This window comes from Amycolatopsis mongoliensis (genome assembly GCF_030285665.1).
GTDB lineage: Bacteria > Actinomycetota > Actinomycetes > Mycobacteriales > Pseudonocardiaceae > Amycolatopsis > Amycolatopsis mongoliensis.
In genome coordinates, this window is record NZ_CP127295.1 from 6,671,100 (window position 1) to 6,687,099 (window position 16,000).

The 16,000-nt window shown below is 70.0% G+C and carries 14 protein-coding genes; 4 read left to right on the top strand and 10 right to left on the bottom strand.

What is annotated here, in order from left to right; translation table 11 throughout:
* Positions 1 to 37 precede the first annotated feature (37 nt).
* On the bottom strand, positions 38 to 562 hold the full coding sequence (locus QRX60_RS31985; protein ID WP_285995153.1) for a helix-turn-helix domain-containing protein: 525 nt from the start codon (positions 560 to 562) through the stop codon (positions 38 to 40).
* 61 nt (positions 563 to 623) lie between these two features.
* On the opposite strand from QRX60_RS31985, the gene QRX60_RS31990 reads away from it, so the two are divergent.
* Positions 624 to 1,544: an alpha/beta hydrolase family protein gene (locus tag QRX60_RS31990; protein WP_285995154.1), complete on the top strand. Its 921-nt coding sequence runs from the start codon at positions 624 to 626 to the stop codon at positions 1,542 to 1,544.
* A 63-nt stretch (positions 1,545 to 1,607) separates the two neighbouring features.
* Here QRX60_RS31990 and QRX60_RS31995 read toward each other — a convergent pair whose 3' ends face one another.
* The 6 genes from QRX60_RS31995 to QRX60_RS32020 all read right to left on the bottom strand — a co-directional run bounded on the left by QRX60_RS31995 (position 1,608) and on the right by QRX60_RS32020 (position 7,638).
* Entirely contained in the window at positions 1,608 to 2,126 is a 519-nt protein-coding gene (locus tag QRX60_RS31995; RefSeq protein ID WP_285995155.1) for a hypothetical protein, read from the bottom strand.
* Positions 2,127 to 2,238: 112 nt separating this feature from the next.
* Positions 2,239 to 2,604 carry a hypothetical protein gene (locus QRX60_RS32000; protein WP_285995156.1) on the bottom strand — a complete coding sequence of 122 codons (366 nt, stop codon included), beginning with the start codon at positions 2,602 to 2,604 and terminating at the stop codon, positions 2,239 to 2,241.
* A 369-nt stretch (positions 2,605 to 2,973) separates the two neighbouring features.
* A complete protein-coding gene (locus tag QRX60_RS32005; RefSeq protein WP_285995157.1) occupies positions 2,974 to 3,552 on the bottom strand; it encodes an ester cyclase in 579 nt (192 codons plus the stop codon).
* Between the two features lie 215 nt (positions 3,553 to 3,767).
* Positions 3,768 to 3,890 carry a hypothetical protein gene (locus tag QRX60_RS32010; RefSeq protein ID WP_285995158.1) on the bottom strand — a complete coding sequence of 41 codons (123 nt, stop codon included), beginning with the start codon at positions 3,888 to 3,890 and terminating at the stop codon, positions 3,768 to 3,770.
* Between the two features lie 501 nt (positions 3,891 to 4,391).
* Positions 4,392 to 5,972, bottom strand: a complete 1,581-nt coding sequence (locus tag QRX60_RS32015; RefSeq protein ID WP_285995159.1) for an alpha/beta hydrolase — start codon at positions 5,970 to 5,972, stop codon at positions 4,392 to 4,394.
* A 1,528-nt stretch (positions 5,973 to 7,500) separates the two neighbouring features.
* Positions 7,501 to 7,638: a hypothetical protein gene (locus QRX60_RS32020; RefSeq protein ID WP_285995160.1), complete on the bottom strand. Its 138-nt coding sequence runs from the start codon at positions 7,636 to 7,638 to the stop codon at positions 7,501 to 7,503.
* A 670-nt stretch (positions 7,639 to 8,308) separates the two neighbouring features.
* Here QRX60_RS32020 and QRX60_RS32025 point away from each other — a divergent pair.
* Positions 8,309 to 8,728: an alpha/beta fold hydrolase gene (locus tag QRX60_RS32025; protein WP_285995161.1), complete on the top strand. Its 420-nt coding sequence runs from the start codon at positions 8,309 to 8,311 to the stop codon at positions 8,726 to 8,728.
* Between the two features lie 256 nt (positions 8,729 to 8,984).
* On the opposite strand, the gene QRX60_RS32030 is transcribed toward QRX60_RS32025, so the two are convergent.
* On the bottom strand, positions 8,985 to 9,740 hold the full coding sequence (locus tag QRX60_RS32030; RefSeq protein ID WP_285995162.1) for a class I SAM-dependent methyltransferase: 756 nt from the start codon (positions 9,738 to 9,740) through the stop codon (positions 8,985 to 8,987).
* A 233-nt stretch (positions 9,741 to 9,973) separates the two neighbouring features.
* On the opposite strand from QRX60_RS32030, the gene QRX60_RS32035 reads away from it, so the two are divergent.
* Positions 9,974 to 10,279 (top strand): alpha/beta fold hydrolase, encoded by a 306-nt coding sequence (locus QRX60_RS32035; protein WP_285995163.1) that lies wholly within the window; start codon positions 9,974 to 9,976, stop codon positions 10,277 to 10,279.
* Positions 10,280 to 10,773: 494 nt separating this feature from the next.
* Here the strand turns inward: QRX60_RS32035 and QRX60_RS32040 are convergent, their stop codons facing one another.
* Together QRX60_RS32040 and QRX60_RS32045 are read right to left on the bottom strand one after the other, a co-directional pair.
* Complete coding sequence (locus tag QRX60_RS32040; RefSeq protein WP_285995164.1) at positions 10,774 to 11,313, bottom strand: DUF3558 family protein; 540 nt, start codon at positions 11,311 to 11,313, stop codon at positions 10,774 to 10,776.
* 16 nt (positions 11,314 to 11,329) lie between these two features.
* Positions 11,330 to 12,142, bottom strand: a complete 813-nt coding sequence (locus QRX60_RS32045) for a hypothetical protein (RefSeq protein WP_285995165.1) — start codon at positions 12,140 to 12,142, stop codon at positions 11,330 to 11,332.
* A 185-nt stretch (positions 12,143 to 12,327) separates the two neighbouring features.
* Here QRX60_RS32045 and QRX60_RS32050 point away from each other — a divergent pair, with 185 nt between their 5' ends.
* Entirely contained in the window at positions 12,328 to 15,285 is a 2,958-nt protein-coding gene (locus QRX60_RS32050) for an AfsR/SARP family transcriptional regulator (RefSeq protein ID WP_285995166.1), read from the top strand.
* The last annotated feature ends 715 nt before the right edge of the window (positions 15,286 to 16,000 follow it).

Sequence of the window (16,000 nt, forward strand, 5' to 3'; positions counted from 1 at the left end):
CGACGGCGCTCGTTTCACCTTCCTCACGCACACTGGCTCACTCCGCCGGCATCGTCACCAGGCTGATCATCCGGCGGGTGCGACCCGAGCCGGGCTCCTGGCCCAGCCGGGTCGTGACGGCCTCGCGGATCGTCGCCAGCAGCTCGGCCATCTCCGCGTCCGTCAGCCACAGCGCTGCTTGCTGGTACGTCACTCCGTCCGCCGTCGGGTCGGCCGGGTCGTGGGTCAGGTACTGGTCGAAGTCGGCCAGGAGACCTCCGACGAACGCCGTGAACGTCTTGCGGTGGTCCTCGGTCGTCATGGCCGCGCGATCGGCCGGGGTGAGCTCCGCCTGGCTCCAGGACAGCCGGTACCTGCGTTCGACCGTGCCCCGGATGCGCTTCTCGTCGAGCACCTCGAGCACGCCCGCCGCCGCGAGGGCTGCCACGTGGCGGTACATCGTCGCGTGCGGGATGTCCGGTAGCCGCTCGCGCAGCTGGGTCGTCGTGGCCGGGTGGCCGTCCAGGAATGTCCGCAGGATGCGGAGTCGGACGGGGTGCAGCAGCAAATCGAGCGTGGCCATGGACACCATCTTCCCATGTCTGATACTAATATCAAAACTGATAGCAATGGAGGTGCGTCCGATGGAACGCGGCACGACCACGAACGATGTGCGGGAAATCCGGCTGGCCGTCCCGGCCGCCGACGGCCTCGCCCTCGCGAGCACGCTCACCCTGCCCGCCGGCCCCGGCCCGCACCCGGCCGTGCTCTGCCTGCCCGGCTCCGGGAAAGTCGACCGCGACTCCAACGCCGGCCGGGTGCGGATGGACCTCGGCCGCCCGCTGGCCACCACCCTGGCCCGGCACGGCATCGCCTCGCTGCGCTACGACCGCCGCGGCGTCGGCGAGACCCCGGGCGACTGGCAGGCGGTGGGATTCCTGGACAACCGGGCCGACGGCGCCGCCGCGCTGCACGCCCTGCGCGGCCACCCGGAGGTCCACTCCCGGGCCGTCGGTGTGCTCGGGCACAGCGAAGGCGCCGTCCACGCGATGTGGCTGGCCGCCCACGCCCAGCCCGCCGCCGCGGTCCTCCTCGCCGGCTACGCGCGCCCCGGCGAACTGGCCCTGCGCTGGCAAGGCGCCCGGCTCGCCGAGACGCTGCCACGCCCACTGCTGCCCCTCCTGCGCCGCGTCGCCGCCCGGCAGCTGGCCCGGTTGGCCGCCACCACCACGGACTCCGCCCGCATCGGCGGCCTGCGGATCAACGCCAGGTGGTGGCGCGAGCAGCTGGCCTACGACCCGCGCCCGGACCTGGCCCGCATCGCGGTTCCCGTCCTGGCCGTCACCGGCGCCGAGGACGTCCAGGTCGACCCGGACGACTTGGACGTGATCGCGCAGCTCGTGCCGGGCGGGGCCGAAACCCACCGGGCTCCCGGCCTGACCCACATCCTCCGCCGCACCGACGGCCCGACGTCCGTGTTCTCCTACCGCCGGCTGCTGCGCGCCCCCGTGGACGACGAGCTGCTGACCACTGTTGCCCACTGGCTGGCCGTCCGGCTTCGCTGAACCTGTCGGTCCCAGGTGTTGCCTGCTTTGCCGGAATCCGCATACGAGAAGGCAACACGGGCATCAGTGCGGTTGCAGCACGTCGTAGAACGCCTGCGCGATGGCTTTTGCCCTGTCCTTGCAGGCTTGTGTGTCGTCCGCGGGCATTTTCCAGTCGGAGATTCCGGTCTTGAACGTCGCGTTGCTGTCCAAGACCGCCAGGTCGCACATCGTTCCCCGGGGAGCCGGCCCCCACGCCGCGCTCTCGCCCAGGTGTACCGCCGGGTCGAGCACGTAGCCGCCTGAGGAGGTGTAGAGGTCGAATCCGGTGCGCTGGCGCTGCACGCTGTTGACCTCGAGATCGAGGTGAACCGTCGCCGCGTTCGCCGGATCCGTGAGGGTGCACAGCCAGCTCTTGCTCCGTGGCAACGGCATGTCGGAGCTCTTCGGCGGAAGGTTCCCCGCCCGGCCGGCGATGTCGTCGCAGCTCGCCAAGGGGGCGGTCCCGTACTTGCCGTCGACCTCGTCGTAGCTGCTGCCGCGGTGCAGCACGGCGAGCACGGCGACGGCGGCGCCGACCACGACGACGGTGCCGATGGCCACGATTGCGATGATCCAGCCGGTGGCGAGGCCTCGTTTCGGTGGCGGCTGACTCCCGCCGTGGTACTGGGGGAAGCCCTGGGGGAGTGGTGCGTTCACGGCTGTGTCTCCCGGGTCACAGGGTGACCGCCTGTGGCCACTGGCCTCCGGGTAGCCGGGGGTCGTTCATCAGGCTCTTGGCGTTGCGGATCTGGTCCAGGGTCTGCATCAGCCGGGTGGCGATCTCGCCCAGCCGGGTGATCCCGGCGGTGACGATCCCGCCGACCGCCCCGGAGGCGTCCATGACGGCGGCGGGAATCTCGACGACCGTCGCGCCTTCGATCGCGGCCGCCACCAGCGCGCCGAGGAAGTCGGCGACGATCTTCACCAGTCCGGTCATGAATTCGACGTTGAGCTGGGCGATGTCCATCAGCCACTTGCTGATCGCGTCGGCCTTCCCGCCCGCGGCCGGTGGCCTGGCATTCGCGAGTTCGACGACCATCGCGCGGCCCACCTGAGTTGGATGTCGACGTCGGTCAACTGACGTCGAGCGTCAACCGCGACCCTGACCGTGCCGGTGGAGTCCCGGGCTTCGCATTCGGAGGCGGGCTCTACTCTCTGACCGCCCGGCTGCAGCAGCTCGTTCAGCTGCGCGTCAGCGGTGGCAACGTCAGGCACGTCGAGCTGCGCGAGCACGACGTGATCAGGGTTGAACGCCAACGGTCCTCCCCTTGCGGCCATGGCCGGCTACACCGTCGCGGAGACCATACAGGTGGTTGGTTTCTTTCGCCCGGTTTCGCTGGAAAGAGGGATTTGAGGAACTTGCGGTGCCTGCGGTAGCACCAGGTGTTCTTTCATCGCGGCGGGTGGCTCAGCCGGCCTGGAGTTGCTGCAGCAGGCTCAGGGTGTCGGCGTTGAGCCAGTACTCGGCGAACTTGCCGTGCTCCAGGCGCAAAGTGTCGGTGCCGGAGTAGGTGATCACGGTGCCGGGCGCCGCCTTGGCTCCGGGGAAGCCACCCGCGTAAGTCCCGGTGGCCACCCAGCGAGCGGACACGTAGCGGCCGTCGGCCAGTGGGCCGACCTCCAGGTCGAACCGCAGGTCGGTGCACACCGACCTGATCTGGTCGACCAGGCCCACCAGGCCCTCGACGCCGCGGAGGGAGCTGCCGTCGGTGCCGTCGAGCAGGGCGGCGTGGACCCGGAAGTCGGGCGAGATGATGCTCGATGCCTTGGCGGTATCGCCGTTCCACACCGTGACCCAGGTGGCGAACATCGTCCTCGGGTTGCGGGCGGCGGTGTGCGGGCCGGAGTCGGTCACCGACGGGTGCGCGGCGGCCGCGGGCGCAGCTTGGGCGAAGGTGGCGTTGGACGCGAGGGCCAGGGTGGCGGCCAGTGCGAGGACGACCAGTCGGGCAGGGGAGTGGTGAGCATGGGTGGATTCGACCTTCATGACGACCTCCGGAGACGCGCTGTTTGAGATGCTAACGATTGTTAGAACCTCTAACAGCATGCGCGAGGCGCGCCGGTACGTCAAGGCCTGGGTGGGATCCTGTCCGGCTCTGGGCCACGGTCCGGGAAGGGAACACCGCTTCTCGCCGTGTGCTGGCCAAGCTCGGGTTCACCGAGACCGGACGCACTTCGGGCAGATCCTCCGGCGGTCGGTATCTATGCGCACAAGCCGACGTCGGGCCGGCGGCCACCCGTGCGCAGGTTCCGCGCGAGGGGATCGGGGGAGTAGCCCAGCCGCTTCACAACCTCGAGCACCCGCTGCCGGGTGTCCGCCTTCATCAGGGGAGTCCTGCGGCGCGCGCGTCACCGTCGCGGCCGGCCCCGCCAGGACATGCGCGGCGAACCGGTCGCGCCGCTTGATCACCGTCGGACGGGAAACCCCGACCAATCGCGCTGTTCGCCGCGATCGAGGCCGGGAACCTCCCGCTCGTGTTCGCCACCATGCCGGTCGGCGTGGGCGCGGCCTTCTACCCGGAGGAGTTCCCCGCCCGGCCCGTTACACCGGCATGGCCGTCGGGCTCATGCCCGGCCTGCTCGCCGCCGGGTTCGCGCCGGCGCCGGCCCAGGCGCTCAGCGAAGCCCGGCGCAGCTGGCACTCGACGGTGTGGATCTGCGTCGGAGTCGCGGTTCTGGCGTCCCGTCGCGGCGTTGGCGGGGCCGAAGACACACCGCGTGCCGGCGGAGAGCCTCGGCCGGCGCCGAGCGGGCGGCTGCGTGACCGGTCGAGGGCGGGGCGTCGGGTACGCGGGCGTGCCACCCGGCACGCCCGCGCGGGCCGGGTCAGCGGCTCCCGTTCGCCGGGTCGAACGGACCTCGGTCGGCGGCGCAGACAGTGCCCTCCGGAGGCAGCGTCCGGCCGATCAGGTAGTCGTCCACCCGGCTGTCGATGCACTTGTTCCGGCCGTCGTAGACGACACCGTGGCCGAACTGGTCCGCGGTGAGCAACCGCGCGTTGCCGAGCAGGTGACTGGTGGCGACGGCGTCTTCGTACGGCGTCGCGGGGTCGCCAAGCCTGTCGCCGATGAGCAGCACCGGGTTGGCGGTCGGCCGGTTCCACGGGCCGGTGTAGCGGTCGGGGTCCGTCGCCGGCCAGGTCGCGCAGGGAAGGGCCTGGTAGACCCGGATCGAGGCGAACCCGGGTGCGGCTGGCTCGGCAAGGCGGGCGAAGCGGCCGACGGCCCGCGGATCGCGGGGGTTGTCGGTGTCCGTGCAGGCGACGGCGGCGAACCAGGTGTTGAACGCGCGCTGCGGCTCGTCGGCTCTTCCGGTGACAGCGACGGTGGTCGCGACCGGGTGCTGGGTGGCGAGGTGCAGTCGCTGCAGGAACCCCGTGATTCCCTCCGCGTCGCCGGAGTAGAGCGCGCTCAGCACGCGCTGGACCAGCTCCTGGTAGGTGACCTTCTCCTGTTCGCCCGGCGAACCGGTGAGGGCGATCGGTCCCCGGCGGAGCGTGGCCAGCAGATCGTCGTACTTGCGCTGCAAGCTCTGTTCCGTCGCACCGGGTTCGGTGAACTCGCACCGCGTGTCGGCGGCGCAGGCCCGCAGCAGGCTCCGCAGCGCGGTTTGCGCGCCCAGGTACGCGCCCGTCCGGTAGGTGAACGGTTCGTCGCGCTCGCCCGGCCGGGTGCCGGTGGTCCACTCCTCCGGTTGGATCACCCCGTCGAGCACCAGAGCCCGTACCCGCTGGGGGAACAGGTTGGCGTAGACCTCGCCCAGGTGCGTGCCGTAGGAGGTGCCCACGTAGGTCAGCTGCCGGTCGCCGACGGCGCGGCGCACCAGGTCCAGGTCCCGCGCCACGTTGGCGGTGGACATGTGGCCCAGCAGCGGCCCGGCGTGTTGCGCGCAGCGCGCGGTGACCGCGCCGACCTGCTGGATCGCCGCGGTTTCCTCGGCGTCGGTGACCGGGAGGCCCGGGCCGAGCTTCGCGTCGTCGGACGGATCGTCGGAGCAGGTCACCGGCTCGGAGGCGCCCGTGCCACGCGGGTCGAACCCGACGATGTCGAAGCGGGCGGCCACCGCGGGCGACAGCCGGGGCGGGATGCGGCCGCCGCTGCCGGGACCGCCGGGGTTGGTGAACACGGTACCGATCTTGTGCCGGGGGTCGGTGGCGAGCCGTTTCGTCAGCGCGATCGAGATCCGCGGCCCCCGAGGGTCCCGATAGGACAGCGGCACCCGAGCCGTCGCGCACTCCGAACCCGGCGGGCCGTCGTCGATCGGGCAAGGCGCCCAGTTCAGCACGGGTACGCCGGCGTCGTCGGAGTTCGGCGCCGCCTCCACCACGGCGGGCATCCCCACGATCAACCCCGCGGCGGCGACCATCGCCTGGGCACCACGCCGGACGGCGCTGGGTCTTGCTCCCATTCGCGAATCCTCCTTGTGCGGTTCCGCCCGGTGTTCGGCCGGATCCGCGAGGACTGTAAAAGGGCGATCGGGGAGCCGGGAACGACCGAGCGGCCCGGAAAACCAGCCGTTCGGCCGATGGTCATCGCCGCGGTGCACCGCCCGCGACCGCCCCGGCAGCCTCCCGGGAATCGCCGGACACCGCCGGGCACCCGCCGTTCCGCGGTCGGCGGACGGCTGCCGCTCCTGGCGGTGCTGGGCTCGTTCCAGGACGGTCCCGTCGACCGGCTGCGCGCGGTCAGGCATTGCAGCGGGTGCAGCTCACCGCCACGCTGACCGGGCTGGGCATGGCCGTCCGGTCCGCGCCGGTCGTGCTGGCCGCTACGGGTCGCGAGCTGCGAGAACTGGCCGGCGGTGCGATCTGGCCACAGGGGCTCCTGGAATTGGGGAAGGGACTTCCGATGCCCCGCCCGCCAGCGACCCGCTGCCCTGGAAGCCGGACGACGATGACGATCCAGAGCCATTCCAGCTTTGGTACACGGACAGTGCCGCGACCATGGAGCGTTTCCTTCGTGAGAAGGAGAGTAGGAAGGAAAGCGCTCGGATGAGCGCTGGAATCTCCTGGAAGTGGGAAGACCGGCCATGACCGAGGTGAAGCCGACAGCGAAGCGCGGTGGTTCCTTGTCCTGTTCGGCGGCATGCAGGGCCCGCAGCAGGCGGGCGCCGACAGCGTCGCAGCTGCCCTTCTCGGCCCAGCGGGCGACGTCGGCGACCGGCACTGAGGTGGTCTTGGCGAGGACGGCGATGGCTGCCGGGCCACCGGCGCGCGTCCGGGCACGAAGCTCGTCGTCGCCGGTGAACGACTCCGGGCGGTTGTGGCACCGCAGGCAGGCGCCGACGCCCGGGGGACCGATCCGCAGGATTTCAGCGCGGAGGTCCGGTGTGCTCCCGGGCAGGATCCGCGGTGGGTAGTGGTGCTGGAGCGTTTCGCGGGCTCGGTTCGTGTCGACGGCGGAGACGAGCAGCGTCGGAAGGTCGGGCAGTTCCTCGAGGCGGCCGTGGTGGGGGGTGCCAGGTGATGGCGCTGTCTACGGCGAGCCTCGCCGCCTCGTCGGCGTGGGGGTGGTCGCTGGCGCGTCCGAAGAGGGAGCACCGGTTCAGGTTCGAGGTGGTGACGCCTATGACGTCCGCGTCGGCGTGGGTCACCTTGCCGATCAGGCCGGGTGCCACCCAGATCGTGTGCACCCAGGCGGCGCCGACCGCGCCCACGCCAGCCAGTGCGGGCGCGAGCTCGTCCGGGTAGGCGGCGAGCGCCGACTTCCAGCAGTCCCAGCCCTAGAAGCTCGGGCGGCGCTTCGCCGCGGCCAGGAGGCGCACCTCCAGGAAGGCCTCTGCGGCGGCGAGAACTCGCGGAAGATCGGGGCCAAGTCGGGTTGCGTGGCAGCCCCGGCCCGCAGCAGGAGAAAGGCCTGGTTGAACACGCCGACCGTGCGAGCCGCTCCGCCAGCGCCTGCTCACCGCCGAAATGGTGAGTGACGATCCCGCGGCTTTAGCCGGCGCGTGGCCCGACTCGGGCCAGCGTCAGCGAACGAACCCCCTGCTCGACGACCAGTTCGGCGGCGGCTGCCAGCAGCGCGGCTTTGACCTGGTCTCGGCGTTCCTGCCGGGTGCGGCGGGTGGTGGACATGCATCGGAGTCTGGCAAGTGCACTTGCGTGTCAACCAACAAGTATGTGTAGAGTGGGTGGCGTAGGAAGCGCCGGCTCCGGGAGGGTTCCCCGATGATCGAGATCGACGATCGCGAGCTTTACGTCCTGCTGGTCGACGAGCCGGAACGGAACTCCTGCCCTTGTCCCTGGACGCCTCCGGTTGAGCCGGCGCGGCCGACAGTCTGGTCGGCAAGTCGAGGAGAAACGCCGGGCGCTGATCCGGTTCGCGTCCGGTGTCACCCCGCTCGGTTGTCGGCAGGAATCATGAAGTCCGAGTCGCGCGTCGCCGAGTTCTTCGAAGACAACGGGCCTAAGTGGTCGGTTCGGACGTTCCCCGGCAGTGCGAGCATGTCCTGCGGTTGGCGGCGGTGCTCGGCGCGGACTTCGCGTCGATTCAGCAGGCGCTCACGGCCGCTTGGAGCGCCCGCGAGGGCGGCTTCGGGGGCGAGGGCCACAGAGATTTCGCCGGCTGATCCTGTCCAGGTCACCCACCTAACCGGTACCGGCCATTGTGTGGTGGCGATCCGTTTTCGTCCGTTCCAGGCTGTGCGCGTTGGCCCCGCCGACGGCACGGGGGACGAGCGCCCGGGTGGACCGAACTGTCAACGATTATTGCGTGTCAACCAACAAATATTTGAGAGGTGGTCCTGTGTCGCACGCTCCACTCGTCCTCGTCCACGGCAACCCCGAGTCGGCGGCGATCTGGGGACCGCTCATCGGGGAGCTCGATCGCGCCGACGCGGTAGTCCTGTCCCCGCCCGGGTTCGGCGTCCCCGCACCCCGTGGCTTCGACTCGTCGACGAGGGCCTATCGAGACTGGCTGGCGTCCCAGCTGGAGCTGTTCCGCGCTCCGGTCGACCTGGTGGGTCACGACTGGGGCGGAATCCACGTCGCGGCGCTGGCGATGAGCCGTCCGGATTTGATTCGCAGCTGGGCTTCCGACGCACTCGGCGTGTTCGCGCCCGACTACGCCTGGCATCCGCGGGCACAGGTGTGGCAGCAGGAGGGGCCGGGGAAGCCTCGGTGCAGGAGTTGTGGGGAGGCGATCTGGAACAGCGACTCGCCGTGACGTCGGCCCTCGGTATGACCGGACGCATGGCGGAGCGGGTCGCGGCAGGCATGGTGTCGTTTGCCACCGTCGTGGGACCACCACGTTGCCAGTCAGTGGACCACCGACTGCAGGTGATCCACTGAGAGAACAGGTTCCAGATCTGCGTTAGCCAGGTCACGGCGACGGCAACCCAAACGTCCGGAAATGCCAACGAGAGGACGCAAGCCTCCTGGTTGCAACCGCGCGGTCCGGCCACGGACTGAGAGCCCGTTGTCTATACCTTGCTCGCCACCACCATGTAGTTCTCGGCCTCAAGGTTGAACGTGCTCATTTCCGTCTGGAGTCCGACCCGGTGCAACTCGGCTTCGAGTTGGTCGTATCGGTAGGGCCAGCTCGAAAGCAGTTCCGAGCGGGCAAGAACCGACCCAGCCGGATCCACTTGCGCGATCGCAATCTCGATGTGGTGCTCGTCCTCCCAGTTCGGCGCAATGTCCCAGCGGTAGACCACGACGGCATCGCGACCGTTCCGGCGAACGAGTCGGTCACTGATGTCCAGTCGGGAACCTCTGGCCCTCACGAGTTCCCACGTGCGGGAGGTGAGCACCAAGCGCCCGCCACGGCGCAGAAGCCGTGACATCGACTCCAGAGCAGCAACCCTGCCTCGCGCGCCCTCGGCATGGTGCAGCGAGTTGCCAACGCAGAACACCATGTCGAAGGTGGCGTCATCGAAATGGTCAGGCAACTCTTCCCAGTCCGCCCGCACTGTCCGAACAGATGCCCCGAACTCCTCAGACAACTCCGCAGTCCGACGAACCATCGCTTCGCTGGCGTCAGTTGCGACAACGTGCATGCCAAGACCGGCGAGGCCAACCGCCAACTGTCCGGCCCCGCACGAACAATCGAGGACGTGAGCGTTCGACGGCAGAAGACTGAGGACATCATCGAACGACGCAGCGAACTCGGCCGGAGCCAGCTTCGCATCGGAGATGAGCCACTCGTATACCTCGGCAAGCACGTTATAGCTGCTCACACCTACTACCTCCGTCACGCAGCAGACTCACGGTGGCCATCAGTACATCAGCGGAGCAAGTCGGTCACCAATGGTTTTCGCAAGGGCAACGCGTCCGCGCATGCCGCATTTCGGTCGTACGGGAACGCAGCGTTCGCCAATCGTCAGCGCGGTAACCTGTTCCACTTCTGCGCTGCCGTCGGTGGCCCCACGACTGGCAACGTGGTGGTCCCATAACGCTGGCAGGCGACAGCATGGATCTCGAGATGGGGCGCGCCGTCCTCAAGCTGTTGCGGTCGGCACGACAGCCGGCGATGGCCGAAGCGGGACGGCTGCTGCCGAGCGCCGCAGAACGTCCGGGGCTCGCTCTCATCGCCGTTGACGACTTCGAGCGAGCTAGCGGGACGCTGGCACAGCACGAGTGGGCAGCGCGGCAATCGGGTGCGAGGATGGTGCATCTCGAGGGCGTGGGCCACTGGTGGCCCGAGGAAACGCCGGCGCCGGTTGCCGAGGCTCTGACGAAATTCTGGGCAGAGCTGCCGGATCCCGAAAGGAGCTAGCGGTGAGGTCGTGGGGCGGTCCTTGGTGGATCTCGGCGAGAGGTTCGAGGTGATTCGATCGTGCCGCGTGCGAACATCCGGTCCTGCGCGTCACGGTGACCTCGGCACATAGCCGTGCTTCCCTCGACCGCGGCCGTGCTGTTGCCGCGCGCCTGCACGTCGCGCTGCTGACGGGGCCCGCCGTGCTCACGCCGGCCGCGCAGAACCTGGTCGCCTTGGCTCGCTCCGTCGGCTGCTTGAGTGTCCGGCAGGTGCTCCAGCTCCTCCTTTGGCGGCCTGCCGCTCAGCCCGCGCGCGGTTCATCGGCTCGACGAAGCTGGCGGGGTCTACGCCCGCCTCGATGGCTGCCAGGTGACGCCGTAACTTCGCCTCCGCATCCTTTCTCGGCTGGGGTGCGGCGGCCGTCCACCCGGCCAGCAGCCGCACGGTCTCGTCGCGGTGGTCGGGGTCGAAGATCCGGCACAACCAGTCGTTGATCGGCGGAGTGCCGCGGTTCAGGCCGGGATCCGGGACGCGACGACCTTGGCCGCCGCCACCGCGATGTCGCACGTCTTCGACGGGTCCTTGTCGTGCATGATCGCGATCCGCACGAACTCGTCGGCCGTCACGTCCATCGACACCACGCAGCTCTTCGCGGCACCGACCTCCATCGGCGTGGTCACCGCGTGGTGCCCGCTGATGTCGGGCGTCGGCTTCGCAAGCGAGCCCTCGAAGTCCATCTCGTGGGCGAGCTGGTCGTGGTCGATGATCGTCACGCCGAAGTCGTAGCCCCCGCACGACGGGTGTTCGCCCGAGGAGGCCGTCGGCTGTACGTACGAATCCTGGTCGAGTTCCGGCACGTCGGCGGGCTTGAGCAGGCTGCACGGGTCGACGCCCGCGAGCGGCGTCCCCGTCTTGCCGGACCCGTCCCCCGGGGCCGCCGTGTCACCGCCGTCCGCGGTCTTCGGGCTGCCGGAAACCGGTGGTTCGTCGTTGCAGGCCGAGAGTCCCAGCGCGCAGGCCAGGATCGCCGCTACCAGTGTCACACGTCGCATTGGAGGTCCTCGATGGTCACTTCTTGACGGGGTACGCCGTGGGGATGCGCTTGTCGGAGAGGCCGATGGCTGCGTACTTGCTCACCCAGTACGGCTCGACGCCGACTTCGGTGGACAGGTCCTTGCCGGTCTTGGCGTCGAGTGCGATCGGCTTGCCGCCCTGCGTGCTGCCGTAGACGACCTTCTCGTAGCTGGCGATGACGGCCTTGTCAGTGACGCCGACGACCTTGGTGACGGCGTTTCCGGCGTCGGCGTACTGGTCGTCGGAGGCGATCTTGGTGTCGGTCTGCCATGCCTTCTTGCCGGTCGTGACGTCGGCCGCGAGCACCGTGAGCGCGATGTAGCCGGGTGTGGTGCCCTGTTCGGGCACGCTGACCGGGACGGCCGCGGCGGCGAGCTTCTCGGTCACCACCGGCGGCCGCGGCCCGGTGGTGTTGACGAATGGGCCGCGCTGGTTGTCGGGGTCGCCGGGTTCGCCCTCGATCGGCACTGCCCACTGCTGCTTGCCGGTGAACACGTCCACGGCGGTCATCCCGGTGGGGGCGACGATGTACGCGGTGCGGTCACGCAGGGTCAGAAACCTCGCGGTGATGCCGCCCCCGACGTTGGTGCTGAACGCCTCCGTCGGCAGCGAGACGCCCGCGCCGGCGTCGAACGCGGTGGGCGGGTCGGCTGTGACGGCCTCCGGGGTGGCGGCGGTGGTGCCGGGCGCCCCAGCCCCGGTGGCCTCGCCCGAACGTGGTGCCTGCGGGGTGGACCCGCCGCTGCTGCAGCCACCGATGGTGATCACCGCCGCCAGGCAGGTCAAGGTGGCCAGTACTCGCCGCATCTGTCTGCTTTCTCCCCATGCCATCGCGCGGGACGGAAGTCGTGCGGATCGGTCGTTCCGGACGGCCCGCACAGATCGGCATCACCGTACGAAGCCGGAGCAAACAAGTTTCTAACACCCGGACGGCCGGATAGCCCGATCGGCCGAGCCGGATTCATGCGGTCGCGTTAAAGTACGACCCGGTTATGGACTTCTCAGTGCTCGGGCCGGTACAGGCGTTCCTGGACGGGCGCCCCGTCGACCTCGGCGTTCGCAAGCAGCGGTTCGTCCTCGCGGTGCTGCTGCTGGAAGCCAACAAGCACGTGCCGGCGGACCGGCTGATCGAGCTGACCTGGCCCGAGGGCGAGGCGCCGGACACCGCCCGGACCGTGATCCACACCCAGATCAGCCGCCTGCGCGCGGTCTTCGCGCAGAGCGACGACGTCGAACTGGTGCGCGAAGGGCCCGGCTACCAGCTGCGCCTCGATCCCCTCCGGGTCGATGTGTTCCGGTTCCACACCCTGTGCGCGCGGGCGCGGGCCGCCACCGACGAGCGCCGGATCGAACTTCTCGAGGAGGCACTGGCGCTGTGGAAGGGACCGGCGCTCAGTTCGGTGGCCACCGAGGACGTCCGGCTCCGGGTGGCCGCGCCGCTGGAGGAGGCGCGGCTCGGCGCGCTGGAGGACCGGTTCGAGGCTTGTCTCCGGCGCGGCCGTGAGGCCGAGATCATCCACGAGCTGGCCGAAGCGGCCACCGCGCACCCACTGCGCCAGCAGCTGGTGGCCAAGCTGATTCTCGCCCTGCACCGCCTGGACCGCACGCCCGAGGCGCTGGCCACCTACCAGCGGCTCTACCGGCACCTCGACGAGGAACTGGGCATCGAGCCCGCGCCCGCGGTGCGTCAGCTCCAGGTGCGGATCCTGCGTGACGACCCGTCGCTCCTGCCGTTCACCGGACCCCGCCAGCTGCCGCCGGACGTCGACCACTACACCGGCCGCGATGACCACCTGGACACCCTCGCCGGCCTGTTCGGCACCGGCGACCGGGTCCCGGCCGTCATCGCGATCACCGGTAAGCCCGGGCTGGGCAAGACCGCGCTCGCGGTCCGCGCGGCCCATCGCCTGGCTGCGCGGTTCCCGGACGGGCAGCTGTTCGTCGACCTGCACGGCGCCGGCCCGCAGCCGCGTGATCCGGCCGAGGTCCTGGCCAGGTTCCTTCGCGACCTCGGGGTCGCGGACACCGACCTTCCGGCGTCCCTGGAGGAACGGATCGGGCTGTTCCGGGACCGCTGCGCGAGCCGTCACCTCCTCGTGGTCCTGGACAACGCGGCCGACGAGGAGCAACTGCGATCGCTGATCCCGGGGAACCCGGAGTGCGGTGTGCTGATCACCAGCCGTCGCCGCCTGACCGGGCTGGACCTGCGGGACCTGATCGATCTCGAAGGGCTGGCCGACGCGGACGCCCTCGCGTTGCTGGCCGGTCTGGCACCCCGGAGCGCGGCGGAGGACGAGGCCGCCCGCGAGATCGTCCGGCTCTGCGGCGGGTTGCCCCTGGCCCTGCGGATCGTGGGCGCGAAGCTGCGGTCCCGCCCGCACCAGACGGTCGCCGACCTGGCCGCGCGGATGGCGGACGAACGCGACCGGCTGGACGAACTCGTCGGCGGCGACCGGGAGGTCCGGGCCGGCTTCCTGCTCAGCTACACCGGCCTGGAAGCCGGACAGCAGCGCGCTTTCCGGCTGCTGGCGGCCATGCCGGACGCCGGGTTCGCCGCCTGGGCGGCGGCGGTGGCACTGGGCGAGGACCTGTGGACCACGGAACGGCTGCTGGAAGGCCTCGTGGACGTGAACCTCCTGGAGTGCGGACGTGGTGAGTTCACGGCGACCCGCTACCACTTCCATGACCTGATCCGCTTGTACGCCAGGGAAAAGCTCTCGTCGCAGGACCACGCGGACGTCTGGTCGAGGCTCACCGACGCCTACCTGTACCTGGGGAAACGCGCGGACGCCCAGCTGGAGTTCGGCGGCCTGCACAAGTTCACCCCGCCGCCGCTGGCGCTGGACGCGCCCCGGCTGGTGGCGGACGTCGAGCGGAAGGCGCCGGCGTGGCTGGCGGACGAGCACCCGTCGATCCTCCACGCCGTGGAACTGTCGGCGGCAGCCGCCGACGACGCCACGACCTGCCGGCTCTCGGCGACCGTGGCGGCGTTCCTGGAACTGCGTGCCCAGTGGAGCGACCTGAAGCGCGTCGCGCAACTCAGTCACGCCGCGGCGACCAGGATGGACAGTCCGTACTGGACCTCCTACGCCCTGTTCGCGCTCGGCCTCGCCGCCAGGGAGATGCGGGATTTCGCGACTTCGGAGCGCTCCTTCCGGGACGGGCTGGCGATCCTGCCGCGTGCGGAGGATCCGTTGCTGGAAGTCGTGACCCTGTTGTCGGTGGGCGTGTCGCACCGGCTGCAGGGCCGGTGGGACGAAGCGGCGGCGTTCTTCGCCCACTGCCTGTCCACATTGGACTCACTGGACGAGCCCCGATGGCGTGCGTATGCGTTGCGGGAGTATGGCGTGCTGCACCGATACCGGGGCAAGTGGGCGGAGGCGAAGGAGTTCCTGACCGAAGCGATCGCGACGTACCGCGCGCTCGGCGATGTGAGGTGGGCGGCGGTCAGCGGACGCGAACTCGGAATCATCCATCAGGACGAAGGGAATCGCGTGGCGGCAGTCGAACAGCTGACGGCCAGCCGCGAAGCGCTCCGGGACGCGGGCGACGCCCGTCGGGAAGGCGCGGCGCTCCGGTGCCTCGCCTGGGTCGCGCTGGAAGCGGGCAACTTTCCGGAAGCGCTCGCGTATGCCCGGCAAGCGACGGAAACGCTGAGCCGAACCCGGGACGCGCACGGCCTGGCCTGCGCGGAAGTCCTGCTGGGCGACATCCACCTGGCGCTGGGCGACCCGGCTTCGGGACGTGCCCACCTGGACCGGGGATTGGCTTACCTCGAAACCTCCGGCGATCCCCGGTGGCGGGGAAAATCGATGCTGAGCCTGGGTCACCACCTGGCGGCGGCCGGCGACGGCCCGGGCGCCCGCGCGGCGTGGGAAAAGGCGTGGGAGGACCTGACCCGGATCGGCGCCCATGAAGCAGCGAAGGTCCGTGCCCTGCTGGACGGGTGAGCCCGGCCCAGGAGTTCTGCCAGTACGACTTCTCCGAGATCTGCGACCTTGATGATCGGGAGTTACACCGCTCGTTTTGCAGTCCCGCAGATTCAGGCGTAGCGGTTGAAGGCTGCCTTGCTGAACCGGCGTCGTGCCCGAAGGTCGCTCCGGCGACGGTAGCGCTTGCGAGTACGGCCAGGAACAACGCGCAAGGAGATGTCGAGCGTGGCGAATGCAGGCCGTTTGCGGCCGCGGTGGCCCGAAGGTCGGGCCGTGCGACGACGATCATGCCGGCCACCGCATTCGCCAGTATCAACGCGCTTTCCGCACCCAGTTCACCGCCCACCGCTGCGCCTGATCCAGGAGGTCTTCGTAAAGCGGATCGTTGGCTTGCGCTGGCCGACTCCGACAACAGTGCTGACACCACGGGCCCAAACCTAGTCGGACACGTGCATGGTCAACTCGGCTGGAGGTATCTTCCCGTCCGGCGAGCTGCGGTCAGGGCCTGCGGATCACCCGCCACCGGACGGCGAATGGCGGCGACCGCCGTGCTGTGCGAACTGATCGCCGCCGTCCTCCTGGCCGCGGGACTCGCCACCCGCTCGGCGCCGCCGTCGGCGCGGGGACGATGCCGGTCGCGGCCGTGGCCACGAACCTCAAGGCAGGAGCGCGCCATGCTGCGGGTTTCTTCCGCGTCCCGGACCTCGCGTCGCACCGGCAACGCGTTCAGTGA

Excerpts from the sequence above, each read along its gene's own strand:
- QRX60_RS32035 (WP_285995163.1), top strand. The coding sequence starts at position 9,974 with ATGGATCTCGAGATGGGGCGCGCCGTCCTCAAGCTGTTGCGGTCGGCA.
- QRX60_RS32040 (WP_285995164.1), bottom strand. The coding sequence starts at position 11,313 with ATGCGACGTGTGACACTGGTAGCGGCGATCCTGGCCTGCGCGCTGGGA.
- QRX60_RS32015 (WP_285995159.1), bottom strand. The coding sequence starts at position 5,972 with ATGGGAGCAAGACCCAGCGCCGTCCGGCGTGGTGCCCAGGCGATGGTC.
- QRX60_RS32050 (WP_285995166.1), top strand. The coding sequence starts at position 12,328 with ATGGACTTCTCAGTGCTCGGGCCGGTACAGGCGTTCCTGGACGGGCGC.
- QRX60_RS32020 (WP_285995160.1), bottom strand. The coding sequence starts at position 7,638 with ATGTCCACCACCCGCCGCACCCGGCAGGAACGCCGAGACCAGGTCAAA.
- QRX60_RS31985 (WP_285995153.1), bottom strand. The coding sequence starts at position 562 with ATGGCCACGCTCGATTTGCTGCTGCACCCCGTCCGACTCCGCATCCTG.
- QRX60_RS32005 (WP_285995157.1), bottom strand. The coding sequence starts at position 3,552 with ATGAAGGTCGAATCCACCCATGCTCACCACTCCCCTGCCCGACTGGTC.
- QRX60_RS32045 (WP_285995165.1), bottom strand. The coding sequence starts at position 12,142 with ATGCGGCGAGTACTGGCCACCTTGACCTGCCTGGCGGCGGTGATCACC.
- QRX60_RS32010 (WP_285995158.1), bottom strand. The coding sequence starts at position 3,890 with ATGAAGGCGGACACCCGGCAGCGGGTGCTCGAGGTTGTGAAGCGGCTG.
- QRX60_RS32000 (WP_285995156.1), bottom strand. The coding sequence starts at position 2,604 with ATGGTCGTCGAACTCGCGAATGCCAGGCCACCGGCCGCGGGCGGGAAG.
- QRX60_RS31990 (WP_285995154.1), top strand. The coding sequence starts at position 624 with ATGGAACGCGGCACGACCACGAACGATGTGCGGGAAATCCGGCTGGCC.